The sequence below is a fragment of the Methanoculleus sp. UBA291 genome (genome assembly GCF_002499755.1).
Lineage (GTDB): Archaea > Halobacteriota > Methanomicrobia > Methanomicrobiales > Methanoculleaceae > Methanoculleus > Methanoculleus palmolei.
Window position 1 is genome coordinate 93,738 of record NZ_DANC01000007.1, and the last position, 17,219, is coordinate 110,956.

General features: G+C 56.7%; 13 protein-coding genes, 1 tRNA gene and 1 CRISPR repeat array. Of the genes, 3 read left to right on the forward strand and 11 right to left on the reverse strand.

The features are described from left to right. Positions 1–57: 57 nt before the first annotated feature. Positions 58–2,475: direct repeats of the CRISPR family, unit length 37 nt; unit sequence GTTTCAATCCCTATCGGGTTTTCTCATCAGCTGAGAC. A 148-nt stretch (positions 2,476–2,623) separates the two neighbouring features. Genes cas2 through cas6 form a run of 8 tightly spaced genes read right to left on the reverse strand, consistent with a single transcriptional unit; the run spans position 2,624 to position 12,428 of the window. Then, positions 2,624–2,896, reverse strand: coding sequence for a CRISPR-associated endonuclease Cas2 (gene cas2, locus BP737_RS01985; RefSeq protein ID WP_342685843.1), 273 nt, complete (start codon positions 2,894–2,896; stop codon positions 2,624–2,626). Then, positions 2,896–3,936, reverse strand: a complete 1,041-nt coding sequence (cas1, locus tag BP737_RS01990; protein WP_292410778.1) for a CRISPR-associated endonuclease Cas1 — start codon at positions 3,934–3,936, stop codon at positions 2,896–2,898. Before cas1 ends, cas2 begins: the two co-directional genes overlap by 1 nt. A gap of 3 nt (positions 3,937–3,939) precedes the next feature. Next, complete coding sequence (gene cas4 / locus BP737_RS01995; protein ID WP_292410777.1) at positions 3,940–4,494, reverse strand: CRISPR-associated protein Cas4; 555 nt, start codon at positions 4,492–4,494, stop codon at positions 3,940–3,942. Between the two features lie 12 nt (positions 4,495–4,506). Beyond that, positions 4,507–6,576: a type I-D CRISPR-associated helicase Cas3' gene (cas3, locus tag BP737_RS02000; protein WP_292410776.1), complete on the reverse strand. Its 2,070-nt coding sequence runs from the start codon at positions 6,574–6,576 to the stop codon at positions 4,507–4,509. Beyond that, positions 6,573–7,325 (reverse strand): type I-D CRISPR-associated protein Cas5/Csc1, encoded by a 753-nt coding sequence (gene cas5d, locus BP737_RS02005; RefSeq protein ID WP_292410775.1) that lies wholly within the window; start codon positions 7,323–7,325, stop codon positions 6,573–6,575. Before cas5d ends, cas3 begins: the two co-directional genes overlap by 4 nt. A gap of 4 nt (positions 7,326–7,329) precedes the next feature. After that, positions 7,330–8,322, reverse strand: coding sequence for a type I-D CRISPR-associated protein Cas7/Csc2 (gene cas7d / locus BP737_RS02010; protein WP_292410774.1), 993 nt, complete (start codon positions 8,320–8,322; stop codon positions 7,330–7,332). A 1-nt stretch (position 8,323) separates the two neighbouring features. Next, the gene (gene cas10d / locus BP737_RS02015) at positions 8,324–11,581 is read right to left on the reverse strand and encodes a type I-D CRISPR-associated protein Cas10d/Csc3 (protein ID WP_292410773.1); all 3,258 of its coding nucleotides are present in this window, start codon (positions 11,579–11,581) and stop codon (positions 8,324–8,326) included. Then, positions 11,571–12,428, reverse strand: coding sequence for a CRISPR system precrRNA processing endoribonuclease RAMP protein Cas6 (cas6, locus tag BP737_RS02020; protein ID WP_292410772.1), 858 nt, complete (start codon positions 12,426–12,428; stop codon positions 11,571–11,573). The genes cas10d and cas6 overlap by 11 nt, the downstream gene beginning before the upstream one ends. Before the next feature lie 132 nt (positions 12,429–12,560). Between cas6 and csa3 the strand changes: the two genes are divergently transcribed. Further along, a complete protein-coding gene (csa3, locus tag BP737_RS02025) occupies positions 12,561–13,220 on the forward strand; it encodes a CRISPR-associated CARF protein Csa3 (protein WP_292410771.1) in 660 nt (219 codons plus the stop codon). Positions 13,221–13,551: 331 nt separating this feature from the next. Here csa3 and BP737_RS02030 read toward each other — a convergent pair. The 3 genes from BP737_RS02030 to BP737_RS02040 all read right to left on the reverse strand — a co-directional run bounded on the left by BP737_RS02030 (position 13,552) and on the right by BP737_RS02040 (position 15,309). After that, a tRNA-Ser gene (locus BP737_RS02030) sits at positions 13,552–13,638 on the reverse strand. A gap of 67 nt (positions 13,639–13,705) precedes the next feature. Beyond that, positions 13,706–14,623 (reverse strand): RNA-guided pseudouridylation complex pseudouridine synthase subunit Cbf5, encoded by a 918-nt coding sequence (locus BP737_RS02035; protein WP_342685844.1) that lies wholly within the window; start codon positions 14,621–14,623, stop codon positions 13,706–13,708. A 5-nt stretch (positions 14,624–14,628) separates the two neighbouring features. After that, positions 14,629–15,309 carry a uroporphyrinogen-III synthase gene (locus BP737_RS02040; RefSeq protein ID WP_292410770.1) on the reverse strand — a complete coding sequence of 227 codons (681 nt, stop codon included), beginning with the start codon at positions 15,307–15,309 and terminating at the stop codon, positions 14,629–14,631. Between the two features lie 89 nt (positions 15,310–15,398). On the opposite strand from BP737_RS02040, the gene BP737_RS02045 reads away from it, so the two are divergent. Together BP737_RS02045 and BP737_RS02050 are read left to right on the forward strand one after the other, a co-directional pair. Next, positions 15,399–16,610 (forward strand): tripartite tricarboxylate transporter permease, encoded by a 1,212-nt coding sequence (locus BP737_RS02045; protein WP_342685845.1) that lies wholly within the window; start codon positions 15,399–15,401, stop codon positions 16,608–16,610. A gap of 46 nt (positions 16,611–16,656) precedes the next feature. Beyond that, the coding region (locus BP737_RS02050; protein ID WP_342685846.1) for an RNA-processing protein at positions 16,657–17,219 on the forward strand (563 nt) is incomplete at its 3' end.

Consider the following 17,219-nt stretch of genomic DNA (forward strand, 5'->3'; position numbering starts at 1 on the left):
GTTTTCTCATCAGCTGAGACCATATTTAACAAAACCCCTGTGAATACCACGTTCAATGTTTCAATCCCTATCGGGTTTTCTCATCAGCTGAGACATGTAGAGGTAGGATTCACTGTATTGATTGGGGATGTTTCAATCCCTATCGGGTTTTCTCATCAGCTGAGACCAGAAATATGTCTTGCCCTCTCGCGGAGGAGCCCAGTTTCAATCCCTATCGGGTTTTCTCATCAGCTGAGACGTTGGGTAGATCCGGCAGGGAAGGCCGGGGAAGATGTTTCAATCCCTATCGGGTTTTCTCATCAGCTGAGACGACCAGACCAGGGAGGACCGCCCCTGATCATCAATGTTTCAATCCCTATCGGGTTTTCTCATCAGCTGAGACCGCTTACGCTCAAGCATTACCATCGAGTTGATGAAGTTTCAATCCCTATCGGGTTTTCTCATCAGCTGAGACCCCAGGTAGAACCATTGTCTGTGCTTAACTGAATGGGTTTCAATCCCTATCGGGTTTTCTCATCAGCTGAGACTGTATTTGTTAAACTGACTGTACGCGTATAAGGGAGTTTCAATCCCTATCGGGTTTTCTCATCAGCTGAGACATTCTTTGGCCTTGAGTAAGAAGAAACAATCCAGGTTTCAATCCCTATCGGGTTTTCTCATCAGCTGAGACAGTCCACCTACCTGGTGGAGGGGATGAGTATTCTGGTTTCAATCCCTATCGGGTTTTCTCATCAGCTGAGACCTACTGATTATTCTGTTCTCGAATGGTTACAGGAAGTTTCAATCCCTATCGGGTTTTCTCATCAGCTGAGACAGAGAAAACATGGAACTGGTACCGGTCAACCGCCTAGTTTCAATCCCTATCGGGTTTTCTCATCAGCTGAGACTTCTCTCCCGCCTCTTCTGCCCGCAGGAGGAGCAGTTTCAATCCCTATCGGGTTTTCTCATCAGCTGAGACTCTTCCTTCTGGTGGAAGTATTCGCACCAGTCCAGGTTTCAATCCCTATCGGGTTTTCTCATCAGCTGAGACCTATCTGTTTTCCAGTCGTAACGATTATAATCTCCGTTTCAATCCCTATCGGGTTTTCTCATCAGCTGAGACCTAACTATAATATCAAATATATGAGTACCACAGTATTGTTTCAATCCCTATCGGGTTTTCTCATCAGCTGAGACTCTTCTCGTAGTGATAACCGTTCATATTCCTCAAAAGTTTCAATCCCTATCGGGTTTTCTCATCAGCTGAGACTTGATGACTGCCAGTGGGATAGAACCACTGAATGGAGTTTCAATCCCTATCGGGTTTTCTCATCAGCTGAGACGCCGGGACCGGCACCGGTGTGAGGGGTGCAACGAGGTTTCAATCCCTATCGGGTTTTCTCATCAGCTGAGACAGCAAATCCCCCCTCTTTTAGTGAAAACGCAGATAGTTTCAATCCCTATCGGGTTTTCTCATCAGCTGAGACTGTATTTATACCTATGGGGGGGTGGCGGAGAATATGTTTCAATCCCTATCGGGTTTTCTCATCAGCTGAGACCGCAGATCGGCTCGGAGGCCGGACTGGTCCCGGGGTGTTTCAATCCCTATCGGGTTTTCTCATCAGCTGAGACTTCAGCAGACTCATCATACTCAAAAAAGATATGTTGTTTCAATCCCTATCGGGTTTTCTCATCAGCTGAGACCCGGCATGCGTAAGTTGATAGCGAGCGGTCGCCTCGTTTCAATCCCTATCGGGTTTTCTCATCAGCTGAGACAATAGCAGATGCAATGCGTGTAATGGGATAAACAAGTTTCAATCCCTATCGGGTTTTCTCATCAGCTGAGACGGCAGCAGGTCGGCCCGCTGGTGGCGGAGACTGAGGTTTCAATCCCTATCGGGTTTTCTCATCAGCTGAGACGTATTATTCCGTCAATACGTGGCTCGCGCGTATGAGTTTCAATCCCTATCGGGTTTTCTCATCAGCTGAGACGCCGGGCTCAGAATGCGCCTCTCCGGGGAGAACCCGGTTTCAATCCCTATCGGGTTTTCTCATCAGCTGAGACCACCACCGCCACCCCCGGGGACGGCTGAAGCTCACGTTTCAATCCCTATCGGGTTTTCTCATCAGCTGAGACTTAAGAGGGTTGGGGATGAGTTCGTGAAGCTCTGTGTTTCAATCCCTATCGGGTTTTCTCATCAGCTGAGACGGGGGGGCTAGCCCCCCCCCGGAAGGGGTATCGCGTTTCAATCCCTATCGGGTTTTCTCATCAGCTGAGACTTGGCATACGAAGCCTCGTCGGCATAGACATCAGGTTTCAATCCCTATCGGGTTTTCTCATCAGCTGAGACACGATGTTCGGCGCGTCCGGGAGTTTCGTCGCATCGTTTCAATCCCTATCGGGTTTTCTCATCAGCTGAGACATCAACAGCCAGGAGCGGCACTCTACCGTCGGGATAGTTTCAATCCCTATCGGGTTTTCTCATCAGCTGAGACCGCCCCCTATTTTGCCTGCAAAATCCAAACAAAGTCATGCATGGCACCGAACGGAGACGATCAAGTCATAGACGAATGGCGTACCCTGCCTATATTAACAGGCATGATCACTAAGATGTCTCATCATAGAGAGAAATTAATCTTTTGCTTACACCACATTGGAGAGCGATTCCGGCGACTGCTCCCCGAGTTCCTTTATCTTTCCAATACATCGGGTGCATAGTTCGTAGATCCGCACTCTGTCGTGAGGCCCGATGACCCCCCTGATCTTTTCCTCCATCTGAACCCTCTGCACATCCGTGATCTCAAGTTCAAAGATGCTATATTGCTTCCATGCACCATATCCCTCAAGAATCCTGAACACCCGATTTCTGATCTTGTCTTTTGAAATATCATAGGTCACCACCAGCCGCACATGCATCACCTCATGAAAGCAAGAGGATGATAGACTTTCATCTCTCCCGTAATCGCCTTCCTGAAAAGTATCGCCTGCATGACTATCGCCTGCCTTCGAGACACCTGATACTTGAAGCCCGGATGTCTGAACTTCTCTTTCATATAGGAGTCGTATAAGGAGAGATATTTTTTAAAGGATGCGTCTTTCAGGTGGTTGTCCTCCTTGAAATCATCATGCGTGAGAATTCTCTGATTCACCAGCCTCAGAGCGAACGCGTCACAAAAGATCGGCCTGAACTCCTCCAGGAGGTCCAGAGCAAGGGCCGGTCTCCCATGACGATCCGTATGCATCACTCCAAGGAAGGGATCGAGGTTATACTGCCGCAGGGCTGAGATGACCTCGTTCATGACCATTGTATAGGTCAGAGAGAGAAGGGCATTGATATGATCTTCCGGAGGTCTACGTGTTCTTTTTTCAAATGTCCAGCCCTCTATAAGGCATTCGTTCAGGGCCGCAAAGTAGATTCCGGCGGCTTCCCCCTCTATACTGCGAAGCGCACCGATATCCTTTGCATCCGCGGCACTCTGTTCCAGTTCCTTCAATCTCCCAGGGGGAGGGACATGCTTTCTGGAGAGAAGAGTCCGGGAATTCCTGATCTTGCCGCCGATAATGGCACGGGCAATCTTGAGGGCCCGGATGCCTGTACAGTCATACTGGCGGCGGCGAACCTCGGCGATGGTATTGTGTACCGGGACAAAGCTTCCCTCGTACCGTCCGTAATATGTGAAGTAGTTCACGGCCATGCCCCGCTCCCGACACTTCGTGAGAACCGAAGAGGAGACCGATACGCTCCCGAAGACGTTGATCGTCCTCACCTTTTCTATTGGGAATGAAACCAAAACGTCCTTTTCACCCCAAGGTGTCACCGTGATCCTGCTTTCCTCTGCCCTGACACGGCTCTTCTGTGCCGCGACATAGACCACGTCATCGTTAAACATTCCCTCGGATGTCTTCACCACTCTGAATGCCTCGGCGCCATCCGCCGCGCGATCCGATTCTGACATAACCTAAGCTTCCTCCAGCAGGCGTGCCTCATAGGGCATACAGTAGGTGACCGCACTGCACTTCCTGCATTTGTTTGGATTATCCGCGAATGGCGGGATCTCGTCAACCCTCATGGACCGTATCTCCTCAACCGTCTTCATCACCTTCTCCCGGAGTAGATCGGTGATCTCTATTGGATGCCGTGCGTTGGTCTCGTAGAGATACAGGTATCCTATCGGCACCCGTTCCCCTAGATATTCCTCCAGCAACAGGGCGTACGCCGCCAATTGGACCAGATCGTTCTCGTAATATCTCGAACCATGCTTGCGCTCGACCGGGACGATAACATCGCCAGTCTTCTCAACAATATCGATCTTTCCATGCATGTGAAGACCTTCAGAACGGAGATAGACCTCCCGGTACCACCCGCCCCGCCGGCTCTGGCGATGGTGGAGGGCCCGGCCGTCGGCAAGGTAGACGTTCAACCCCTGTGTCTGGAAGAACATCAGGTAATAGAGACGACGGGGGCAGTAGAGATACTGGTTGAGGTCTGAGATGTTGACGAGATCACCGGTCATTGCTCACCTTCCTCACCGGATCTGATGTTCGAAGGCGGCACAGTCGGCATACAGTGCATCGAGGTTGAGTGCGAGGCTTCCATCCTTGAACGGGACCAGTTTGAGATAGTCGTCGAGGTCGAAGAGTTCCTGGGCAACATACCCATTGTGCGCGAAGTACCGGCAGAACACACCCTTCTTTTTGATTACTTTATTGATGGCGTTGATGTCGAGAACAGGGACTGCTGGGTCACGGCTCCGCACGTACGGTCCGATGTTGAAGATAACTTGCGGCAAGCGATCCTGATCAAGCCGTTCCATCTCTTGGAACTTTATCCCTTCCATCTTCACCATCCGTGGACTCTTGACTCTGCCGCGCACAAAGACATACCCCACTACCCGCTCCGCGACTTCGCGGCCCCATGACCGGCGCTCCTCCGGAAGAGCCCGCATGAACTCTTCACGAGTCACGACCTCCAGGTCGGTCCAGCGGAGAAGGAAGAAGAGGTCGTAGGTCCCTGACCTCCCGTCGGTCGTGTCGAGATAGGCAAGGTCCATCCCCTTCCCCCGGAAACTGACCAGTTCGTCGATCAGGTCAAGGAAGGGGACATCGCCCTGCGTGTAGTTTTCAAGCGGTACAAGGCCAGGACGCAGGAACATTTCCTCTGGAGTGATCCCGGTACCCTCGAAATAATGGTGATAGAGGCGACCACACCCCTCTGCCATCACCTTATCCCGCCGATCTGACGGCACGCCGCCGGTGAGAGCTTGGTGTCCCTTGCTGCTGATCTTTGCTCTGGCTTCGCGGGTCCCGATCCCGGTCGCATGTTTGCAGATATGCTCCCAGGCTTCCAAGTAGCCGTAGCGCCAGCTGAAACTCTGCGCCACCCTCGGGTCTCGCATCGTCATACGGAGCTCCGCCTCAAGGTCGGACCGCGACACCCGTTCAACCGACGAGAAGTGATCGACCGTTTCGCGCGGTGCGTAGCAGATCGCCTGATAAGCGACCCCAGGCTCAGGGTTCCTGAGTCGGCCGAACCTCTGCAGGAACTCGCTGAGGCTGTGGGCCGAGAAGATCAAGCGCTGGATCGCTGTCTCCCCCTTGAAGTCGATCCCGACCTCGACCGCCTTGTTCCCGACAAGCACATCGAAAGGTTCGTCCATCGAACCGCGGTGATACCCGCTCATCTCGCAGATGCGGAGGTTTGTATGCTCCTGCAGGAAGTCGGCCACCATCCAGACTTCCGCCGGACTGTCGAGGATGACCGCCGTCCTGCACCCAGTGCAGAACTCCATGAGACGGTCGATGTCTGCAAGGACCGCCTCCCCCACGTCGAACCGCCTCCCCCGGATAAAGCGAAGATCCACCTCGGGCATCACCGGCACCTCGTCGACGACCGGCCGGTCGCACCGCGGACCGGCGATTACAAGGTTGCCGTGCATGACGTCCCGGATTTTAGCAAGCGCACGCTCGTTCGGCGTTGCCGAAAGAAAGATAAAACGCTTCATCTGTGTCGAATCGTAGGATGAAATCTCGTCGAGGAGGAAGAAGATCATGTCGGTCTGTTTCAGGTCGAAGAGATGAAACTCGTCGAAGACCACCGTCGAGACCATGTTCTTCAGAACCGACGCGAGATAGTGGTTGGAAAAGTAGCCTTTCAACCCATAGATGAAGATGTCAGGGTTGGTGATGATGATCCCGCCGGACCGCTTCATTGTCCTGACGATCCGCTCCAGCACATCGCCCTTCGTCATATGGTAGTCGTAGTCGTCTCTTTTCAGGCCAAGGCACTCAGCGTCAAGATACTCCACGGGTTTTGAGGGGTTCAGATGGTCGCGGAGGCGGCACAGAGACCTGTACTGGTCACGGGCCAGAGCGTTGGTCGGGTACAGGGCAAAGACCACACCGAGGCGGTCGCCAGTAAGGGCGGGCACGGCCCAGGCATTGGTTTTTCCTGACCCTGTGGGGGCCGTGAGCGCCAGATAAAACTCATCCTGCGCCGCGATGGTCTCCCTTGAAATCACCTGATGACCGAAGGGGGGCATATCCCCGACCAGCGGTTCTGCATCATACCGCGGCAGGGCGAGCCCCTCGACGATCATGCCCGCCACCGCCGGAGAAACTGCAGGTCGGCCGGGAGACAGACCTTCTCACCATCGGTGCAGGTGAACGCACAGTACAGCCCCTCGAATCGCCCCTGCTCGATCACGTCAAACGGGATCATCCTTGAGAAACGGATGTCTCCGATCGGCATACGGGCCAGGTCGTCAACGAGGACCGGATGGTTCATCATGAATGAACCAGAACACCGCCTGGTCGGTCGGTGACTCCACGTGATCAGGGCTTTGGTCCGTTTTTTTCCGACCCGCACGTAAGCCGGGAGGTCAGGTGTCACGCCATCGAATGCCAGGACAAAGAAACGGAACTTTGCGCCGGGCTGAATCTGTTTCCTGGTCCCGATCTTCCCTGTCGGCGAGTTAATCTGCTTTTCAGGCTGGTTGCGCTGGATGTAATCGTCGCCGCGAGCGTTGGCATTCTCAGTGGTGAACCTGAGAGGGGTTATCGGCCTGGCGACTGAGACATAGATCTCATCGGCAAGCGCCGTTGTGTCCTCGACGTAGGTCGGTTGTTGCCGCTTCGACCTTCGACCTGTCGCCTGGTTTACATAGGAGCCCTGGGCATAGCCGAGGGCGTAATACAGCGCCGTGTTCAGGATCAGGGGCTTTGTCACGTACCGGTTACCTGGCTCAAGGGTGGCAAAGAAGAGCTCGCCCATGAGTTCCAGAATACCCTCGTAAATCTGCACGTCCTGATTCGCTGCCAGCGATGCGGTTGCGATCGTTGCGGACATGGCCTCACTTCTTGGGCACGTAAAGATATTCGTCCAGTTTTCCAAGTTGAGTCGTGAGCAGGGATGCAACCGTTGCGTCTTCCTTCATCGAGTCGAGAACCTCAGCGACCGCTGCTTCGTCAACCTTCGTGTAGGCGATCCGGTGGCGAGATGCTAGGGTCTCATAGCCCGTGATCGTTGCCGCCTTCACGGCTTCAAGGTCCAATGTGTCGGCGGCCATCACTTTCTGAATCGAATCCGGATCTGACGCACCAGCGAGGGCAAGGACGATCTCGCGCGTCACCTCAAGACTCGATGGTCCTTCTCGTCCGCCCGCGTAGATACCGAGGATGTGATTCCTGACCTTCCCGAAACGTGTTCCTGTGGCACCGTACCGGGAGTTCCGGTCCGTGATGTTCATAAAGAAGAGTACCTCTTCGAGAGTGACGTCTTTGAGGGTCACCACGCAGGGGAAGAGCACGCCTTCCTTGAAGAAGTCGGGCTCACGAATCCCGGGTGTTGGGTTCTTCACGTAGGCGTCGCCGGGTGCGTTCTGGAAGAACTCTTCGACGACCGTACTCAGAGACCGTATCGTGTATGCCTCGTCGTACATGACGCGGGAGGTCATGCTGACCTTGTCCTCCGAGGCGGCGCTACCAAAGAGGGCGCACTCAGGGCACTGCTGGCACATCTTGGTAACCTCCATCGAGCACCCATCCCAGTCGGCCTTTTTCTTCTTCATCTCGTCCGTGATCAGGGCTCGCTGGACCGCCTTTGCGGTGCGGCGGTCGCTCGCCACCTGCTTGCGGCCGAAGAGTTTCCCGACCGTCTCCTCGGCATCTCCGACGCGGATGATCGCCGAATTTGCCTCGGTACCATCGGTGGTGAACCGTGCCGCGGAGAGCAGTTCACGGAGGATCAGGAGGTTCACGTACCGGTTCTTCGGCTTCTTCTCAGGTTTTTCGAGGATGTAGTCTTTTATCGCTGCATCAAATCTCCGGATTGAATCTTCGCTCATGTCAATTGCCTCCTTCTACAATTTCTTTCTCTTCAACGGCTGTACTCTGTGCGGCATTTTCCCTTTGGTAATGCTGTTCGCGCAGTTGGAGCGTCGCCGCGTAGAACCCGTCAGCGAGGTCGTTCTCCGCACGTTTCATCTTCCCGGCGTTGCCGTCGAAAAGTTCGTAAAAAACGTAATCAACGAACGCTTCGGCAAATGCCCGCGTCTTCTCAACATGATCGGAATTACGCCGGTTGACCTGGAAGAACTGGTCTTTCCCGGCACGTTCCATCATCTTGAGCAACCGGCCCGTGACCGCGTCGACGTAATCTTCGCGCTGGAGTTTCTGTGTCTCCCGTGCGAGGATGGCCCGGACCGATTCCCGGAAGGGTCTCTCGTTCTTATGCGGTTCAAACCCCCTCGGGATCGCAACATCCATCCCGAGTCGGGCAAGTTCATGGAGTGTTTGTATAGTCATAGGATCACCTGCAATCTGGTCCAGTTCGATCGCCCATTCGAGAAGCCTGACGGGCTGGTTGTAGACATTCTTATCTGACTGCCTCGAGTAGCCCCGGATGCGGTTGATGAAGGCTCCGGTCCGCCCCTCGCTCTCGCTGTTCTTTCTCCAGAGCACCTTGAGGAGGGTGCTCCCCGGACACCGGTGGTTCCTGAGCGTCTGCAGATGTTTCGGGAACCACTTGTCCTCCAGGGCGTACTCATACCCGAGGGCGATGACCAGAGACGCAACATGGAGGTCTGGGGGGAGTCTCGACAGGGGGATCGTATCATGAAAGATGCGTTTTACCGCCGCATGCGGTGCTTCAAGCAGGACCATTTCGCTGAATTCATCCCCGCCTGTCATACAGATCGGGTTTTCACCGACCACCACCCGGCACCCTGTCGTCGTGGCAAGCAACATCCCGAGATACGCACCGAAGAACCAGTACTCAGTCTCGTTGTCTTTCATTTTGTTGAAGACGATGTCATAGGTGGTGTACAGGGTCGGATCGAAGGCCATGAAGCCCGCACCTGTATACCGGAAGAGTCCCCGCCCGCCGGCCTCGGCGAAGAGTTCTCGCACCAGAGCTGTGAGGTCCGGAATAGAGCCGTCCAGGGCTTCGACCGCCAGTGCCCTGATGTTTGTCATCGCCTCGTCGTTGAACTGGCTCAGGAGAGAGGAGAAGATCTTGGCGACAAGAGGCGTGTGGAAGTAGTCAGGGATCAGCCTGAAGTAGAGTTTATTCTCGCCCTTCTTGATCTGGTGGCCGATCTTCCTGAGCCCGAGTTCGACCTCGACCGGTATTGAGACCGAGAGTTTTGGCTCAGTTCCCCCGAGGACAGCATGGTTCGAGAACGAATACCCGAGCATGCTGACATCCTTTGACGGGACCATTTCCTCAGTGTCGAACGGTGTGGCTGCGGTGAGATGGCAGACCCCCCTCCCCCGACAGTAGGCGTCAAACTTGGTGATTTTGTTCTCAAATGCATTAAATGCCATTGATCCGTTCAGATCGAGGTTCTCGGCAAACCAGACAAGGAGTTTGTCCTGATAGGGATAGAGGAGGCGCGCTCTGAAAGCGTCCATTGTTTCAGCTGGAATACCGGATAAAAACGACTCGACCAATGATATGAGGTACGCGATCTTTCGACCGGAGGTGAGGTCGGCGAAGCGGACACCATCGAGGGAGGAGTCGAGCAGAAGCCGGGCGATCACGTAGGAATAGTTCCAGAACCCCCCGACCGCATGATGATCCTTCCCATGATGCTCCAAGGCGTACTCCGCCATGCGGTGCGCAACGCCTTCCTCGACCTGGAAGAGCCGGCAGGTCTCAAGAATGGGGTCGTCGGTGGGGAGAGCATGGGCCTCGGTGAGGGGATCGATGACTGCTTTTCTCAGTCCTGCGATCGCCCGCGCATAAGAGATGATCCGGGCGTCCCAGCCGATGTCGATGCCAAAGTCTTCCCGGATATGGTGGCGGTACCCTACCTGGCTTGCAAAGAGGCTTGGTCCGACGATTGTGATCTCCGCCCCTTCGATCCACCGTCCATCAAGCCTGACAGACTCGGGGACGAGGGGGGATTTCGATGTGGTCTGGGGAGGAGCGCGGCAGAGGATCTCCACATCTCCAGGTCTCACCGCACTCCCGTCGACTTTGATCTCGGAGATGGCCGAAGCCGGGATGTCGATGACATCCAGGGGGGGTTGTTGCATCTCAGGTACCGCTTTACGGGCCAGGAGTTTGTGATGTGCCAGATCGATCTCGATCTGACCTGTGTTCTCTGATTCTTCCCTGAGGACTGCCGCCGCCATGAACCCCTTCATCACGGTCGGGATGCCCGAGTAGAAGAAGGAGGCGTTGTCGACCGAATACAGCCCCTTGCTCCCCTGGACCCCGATGCTCTTGGAGAACTCGGCAGGATCTGAGATCGCTGCATGGCAGGAGTTGAGGACATGCTCGAACTCCCGGTAGATCTCGATCAGGGTCTCGCGGTCGGGAGCGTCGAGGTTGGTTCCTTTCGGCCCGACGTAAAGGACGCCTGTCTCGAAGATGAGGAAAGGATGCAGGCCTTTTTTCTTCGCCCATTCGGCGATGCCGGTGTGCACGAGATTTGAGAGGATGCCGGTAGACTCCTGGAATCGGTGGTAGTAGAATGAAAGAGAGGGGTCAACGTTGTCGAGGTCTTTAAGCATCGAATTGGAGACCTGGGGTCTCTCCAGACTTGCCAGAGTGTCGGCGAGTTTGATCCACCGGAGGTAATCTGTGGCCTTCTGCGAGAGGTCGTCGTGGTAGCCGCGCGTCGAGTGGAGGGCGACGGCAATGGACTGGTAGTCTTTGGCAGTCAAGGCAGGGGCATACTCGATAAGTCGGAACTCTGCGGCGACCATATGGACATACTCGGCCGAGAGGTCAAACTGTTCCTTCCAGTCCTTCCCGACACATTTGTGGAGGTCGTGGACGGCAAAGAGGGCGATGGTTTCCCGCAACTCGTCCGGGGAGAGAGCGAGATCAGACCCCATCTCAGAGAGACATTGGTTTAGTTCGACCATGGCCCAGACGCCGTTGCGTACATGGTTCAGCATCGGCTGGTCGACCTTGCCGTACTCGGCGCTTTTTGCTGGACGAAGGGCGTACGGAGAGATCCGGATTGCCGAATCAACCAGTGCGAAGTAGTCTGAAAGCGCGCTATACGAGGGAGGTATCGCCCTCCCTGTGGTCTTCTGGAAGAGCGTCTTTACCTGTTCCTGGAAGAACAGGCCTAAGGGATCATTCTTCATTAACACTGTCCTGGATGGTGACATCCACCTGCCCGCATCCGCGGGCAACACTTGATCCGACACCTGAAAACTCGGCAAACATGGCGAGGAGCAGGGTAGCGTTTCGAAATCCTTCCGGGGCATTTGATGTGAAGAAATAGATGCATCGACCGGTGAAGCCCTGCCTGAAGAGCGGCCGGGGGTGACCTTTCTTGGGATCCATTATCGTGTTGACCTGCACACTATAGGTTGTAAGTTGGCGCAGGTCAGGTCTTTCGATGATGTAACGCCCGAAATCGTCGCGGGAAACACCCATGCGAAGGTCTGCCGGAGAGAGGAGGTTCCATTTCGAAAGGAGTGAATGGAACACGGCAATCCTGTGAGGATACATCTCCGTGACGCGCGAATTTCGATACTGGATGCATGTCGGGGTCAAAAAATCGAAGCTCAGTGTCGGTTGTTCATACCTCTGTGTCTGCTGTACGAGGTCGTCGACAGATACCATCTGGTCTCTGATCTGCTCGACGAAGAAAGAACCCTGATGTAGGGGGAGTTCCTTCCGATCCGTCAGAATAGGCAGGATCAGATGGCGAAAGACCTCGTCGTCGTGGGGGTCGGTGATCCCGATCTGAAGGCGATAGCGTTCGTGGGGAATCACCTGCTTGCGGTAGGGTTTTCTGGTCGATTGGAAGGGGCCACGGAGGTCTCCAAGCGAGAGCGCCGTGGTAGTCGAATCGTGGACCCGCTGACTCACGTTCGGGTCGGATTCCTTCATGAGCCCCAGTAGCGAAGAGTAAATCTGATAGCCTGAGTGAACCGGTATCTCGAATGATCGGTCTGTCCTGAGCGTTAGATCTACCCTGCGCATACTAATGCCTCGCTGTCCATGTATATTAATCAATAGTACGTGTATCAGATCTTATATTGCATAATTTTGCCAAAACTTCAGTAATCTTGCAGATGAGTGAAAGATAAATGGGACCAGCACACAAGTGGTAGCATGAAAATGTATGTGTCACCACTTGGTTTCGATACGTCCCATGTTCTCGCGTTAATTGTGAAGTACAGGATCGAAGCCGAAGACGGGATCACTCTATTGATGTCGAATAAAGTGGATGAGAGGTCTGAGAGCGCCTTCAGGAGTTTAACAGAGATGATCCGTGCGATCGATTCCCGCATCACGGTCAAAAAAATCCAACTGGACCACAGCGATTTTCCTAGCATGGTCCTAGCGTGCATTGAGGCGATCAATGGCCCTCTCCATGACAGACCCGGTGCATCGATCATTGTGAATCTTTCCGGAGGTCCTCGTGAGATTTTGGTTGCACTGACCATTGCATCTGTAGGTTCTGCGCCGAAGATTGCTCGAGTAACATCATATTCGGACGTGAGTCGACAACACTCTGAGATCGACCTACCGTATCTCGTCCCTCCACTTCAAGACCGGGAGTTGGAAGTTCTCCAGGATATAATGCACTTTGGCCCTACATCAATTGCAGGAATATCGAGTCGCTTGCAAATTTCTGAAAGTTCCATTTCGCGCTATTGCGCGAGGCTGCTCTCGAACAGGTTGATTGACCTGACTGAACGAGGGAAGAGCAAACTAGCAAAGGCTCGGCCCTCTGCCGGGGTGGTCCTTTCAATAAGCCAGAAGCCCTGAATTGAACCCTCAGGGTAATAATAACAGAGATTAATTTGGAAAATGGCACTTAAAATTGGGACCCCCCCCCTCCTTGTACGTGTCAATGCTGAGTTGGTATGGCCCGAAAAACACTTTTGACGGATGGTTTTGTTCACCTAGATGGCAAATCTCGCGCGGCTTGTTGTCCAGTCGTGCGGGGGACACGATCGATAAAGTGGCGCGCAGACCTGGTTTGGCTGGACAAGAATTACAGTCGCCTCAAAGTGACGAGGCCGTTGAACCTATGCCTAAGGTTCATAATAACGAAATTGAACTTTTTAAGGGAAGAATAAAACTCTTTTGATAAAAACGCTGAGGGGGAGATTTGAACTCCCGAGGGGCTCAACGCCCCACGGGCTTTCCAGGCCCGCGCCCTACCGGTCTAGACTACCTCAGCACAATGTGCATCAGTAGTTGGCGACATACGCTATTAATAATATCTCCCCGGCGGGCTTTTCCTTCCCTTACGCCCCGGCATCTTTTACGTGTTTCTTCCATCCCCGGGGATAGGTGCCGGGCTGCATCAGGACGACGGTGGGGGCGACGACGAGCCCGGGTTCTCCGGGTTTCAGCGCCGACGAACCGACGAGGGCCTTCCCGAGCCCCACCAGCTCGTCGCGCTCCGTCATGATCGCGACCGTCTCGCCCTTTCCAAACCCTCCTTCCTTTGCCGTGACCCCCACCCCGGCGAGCACCGCGCCGTGGCAGACGGCGTCGACCGCGGTGTCGCGGACGACGACCTTCGGGAGGTCGGGGACGGCGGCTTCCGGGAGGCGGATCATTCCCCGGAGGGGCCCGGGATTGCCCGCCCGGGCTGCTGCAGCGGCATCGGCGAGTTCGTGGAGCGAGACGGCGACGCGTTCGTCGAATGGTCCCGAGCGTATCCTCCGGAGTTCTTCCATGTGGGCGCAGACCCCGAGGGCGTAGCCCAGGTGAACGCAGAGCGTCCGGATGTAGGTCCCGGCGTCGCATCTGACCCGGAAGAGGACGAGCCTGCCCTCCATATCCAGGACCTCGATCTCCTGGATCTTCCTGATCCTGAGGCTGCGCTTCACCGCGCTCTTTCTGGGGGGCCGCTGGTATATCCGGCCGGTGAACTCCGCCGCCGCCCGGTCCACGGCCTCCCGGGATACGTCGCCGTGGAGTCGCATCAGACAGACGTACTCCTTGTTGTGCGAGAGGAGGACCGGGGCGAGTCTGACGGCGGCGCCGAACATGACGATGAGCACCCCGGAGACCTGCGGGTCGAGCGTTCCGGCGTGGCCCACCCGCCGCCCGAGGATATTCCCGACCCAGGCGGTCACCTGGTGGCTGCTCGGCCCCCGGGGCTTGTCGACGACGACGATCCCGGCTTCCGGGATGGGGAGGTCCTGACCGGTCACCCGTCTCACCGGCCTTCCCGGTAGCGGTTCAGCGCCTCAAGGGTTCCTGCGAGCGACCCGTCCCCGACGACCGCCGGAGGGTGTCCCCCGGCCCGCATCGCGTCGGCGGTGACGTCGCCGATGGCGACGAGGAGGAGGCCGTCGCGGGGCCGCCACCGTGCTTCCCGGTAAGACATGGCGCTTGTGAAGAGGACCGCGTCGGCGTCCTCAAGCACGAGTTCGGCTCCCGTGGGGACGAGCGCGTAGACCCGCTCCTCCCGAACCGTCCCGCCCGCCCGGGCTATTGCGTCGAGGAGGCCCGGGTTCGGGACATCCGCCCGCGGGATTCCGACCGTCCGGCCCCGGAGCCAGTCGCCGAGGTAGGGGACGAAGTCCCGGGAGTAGAACGAGGGGAGGACCTCGGCCTCGATCCCCGATTCCCGGAGGACCTCGGCGGTCTTCGGTCCGATGGCGATCACCCGGGGCCACCGGTCGAGTCTCGGCCCGATGATCGCCGCCGGGAGGGCGCTTGAGAAGAAAAGGCAGTCGAATTCGCCGTGGTGGACATCTTCGACGAACGCGGCGACCCTGTCTGTCCGCAGTTCCGCCCGGAGCGGCGAGACCGTGTAGCAGTCATGGCCGTAGGAAGCGCAGAGGGCGCGGTCTCCCGTCGCCTTGTTTTCAAGCCGGGTGATGGCGATCTTCATGGTCACAACGTTCGTCACGGCGGAATATGACTGTATCGGAGAGCTCAATCCGGTTGATTTATCGCTTCCGTCTCCGACCGGTGATCAGCGTGCTCATCAGTATCATACTGGGCGCCGTCGTCGGCATCGTGTTCGGCGCCGTGAGCGGTCTCGTTCCCGGCATCCATGCAAACACCGTGGCAGGGGTCCTTCTCTCGCTCCAGGCGTTTCTCCTTGTCTGGTTCGACCCGGTGGTCATTGCCTCGGCCATGTTTTCCGTCCTCGTTACGCATACGTTTCTCGACAACGTCCCGGGTACGTTCCTCGGCATCCCCGATGCCGATACTTCCCTCGCGGTCCTTCCGGCGCATGCCCTCTGTCTCGAGGGGCGGGGGGAGGAGGCGGTCCGGATATCGGCCCTCGGAAGCGCTGTCGGCGTTGTTCTCTCCCTCCCGCTCGCGCTGGCCTTCGTCCTGGTCCTCCCCGCTCTCCAGCCGGCGATTGACTGGGGCATCGGCCTCGTCATCCTCGCGGTTGCGGGCTACCTCATCGTCGTCTCCGAGTCGCCGGGGTGGGCACTCGCCGTCTTCTCGGTCTCGGGGGTTCTTGGCCTCTTCTCTCTCGGCTACTCGTTCCTTGCCTGGCCGACGGGCGGTGAGTCCGGGGTGCTGATGCCCCTCCTCTCCGGGCTCTTCGGGATCGCGGTCCTCCTCCAGGCATCGCACGGGTTAATGCCCGTACAGCACTTCTCGGGGATCGACCTTCCAGAGGGCGCTCTCCGGCGTGGCTCCATCCTCGGTTCGGTCGCGGGGGCGCTTGTCGGCTGGCTTCCTGGCCTCTCGAGCGCCACGGCAAACGCTCTCCTGACCTCGGTCGTCGGCTACGACTCCAATCCGCGCGAATACATCCTTGCAACCAGCGCCGCGAACACCGTGAACGCCTTCCTCGGGCTTGCAGCGTTTTACGCCATATCGCGGACACGGAGCGGTGTCATGGCGGCGATCTCGGCGCTCGAAGAGATCCCGCCGGCGACCGCCATCCTCCTATCCGGTGCGATCGCCGCGGTCGGCGCCTACCTCCTGACCATCCGCCTCTCGCGTGCGGCCGGATGGTTTTCGGGCATCAACATCACGAGACTCAACCACGCCGTCATCATCTTCGTCGCCATCCTCTCCTTCATCCTCTGCGGTCCGTTCGGGGTCTTCGTCCTCCTCCTGGCGACGGTGGTCGGCTACGTCCCGACCCTGGTCAACATCCGCCGGGTCTACTGCATGGGGGCGATCATGGTCCCGGTGATGGTCTACTCCTTCAGCCTCGCCTGACCCTGTCGGGGTTCTCTTATATCGACTGACTCCCAATACCGTAACCATGCTACAGCGCTACTGGTTCGGAGACGTCGATGAAGAAGGATGCCGGGCCGCCGGCACCGATCCGGCCGCTCTCGCCGAGCGGGCGGCCGCGCTCCGCACCGGTATGGACTCTTTCATCCCCATCGACTGGGAGGTTGCCCGGGACTGCGGGGTCGTCCGGACCCGGGAGGAGTACGTCGCCCTGCTTCGTTCCGTCTGCACCATCCTTGCCCGGGAGAAGGTTTCCCGCTCCTACCAGGGCCGGGACGTCGAGCTTCTCCAGATGGTCAGGATGCTCGATGAACTCGACAACGTCGTCAATCTGCTCCAGGAGCGTGCTGCGGAGTGGTACCAGGTCACGAACCCGTCGTTCTCCCGGAAGTACCGGTCTCTCCCGGCGAAGAAGATGCTCGGGATCATCCGGAATGGGGCACGGGGCGGTCTATCGGACATCTCCGGGGAGATCGAGCGGCTCACCGCGGCGAGGGGCCGCCTGATGAGGGAGGTCTCGGCCCGGGCCGACGAGGTGCTGCCGAACACAAGCGCCCTCATCGGGGGGCTGGTCGCGGCCCGTCTCCTCTC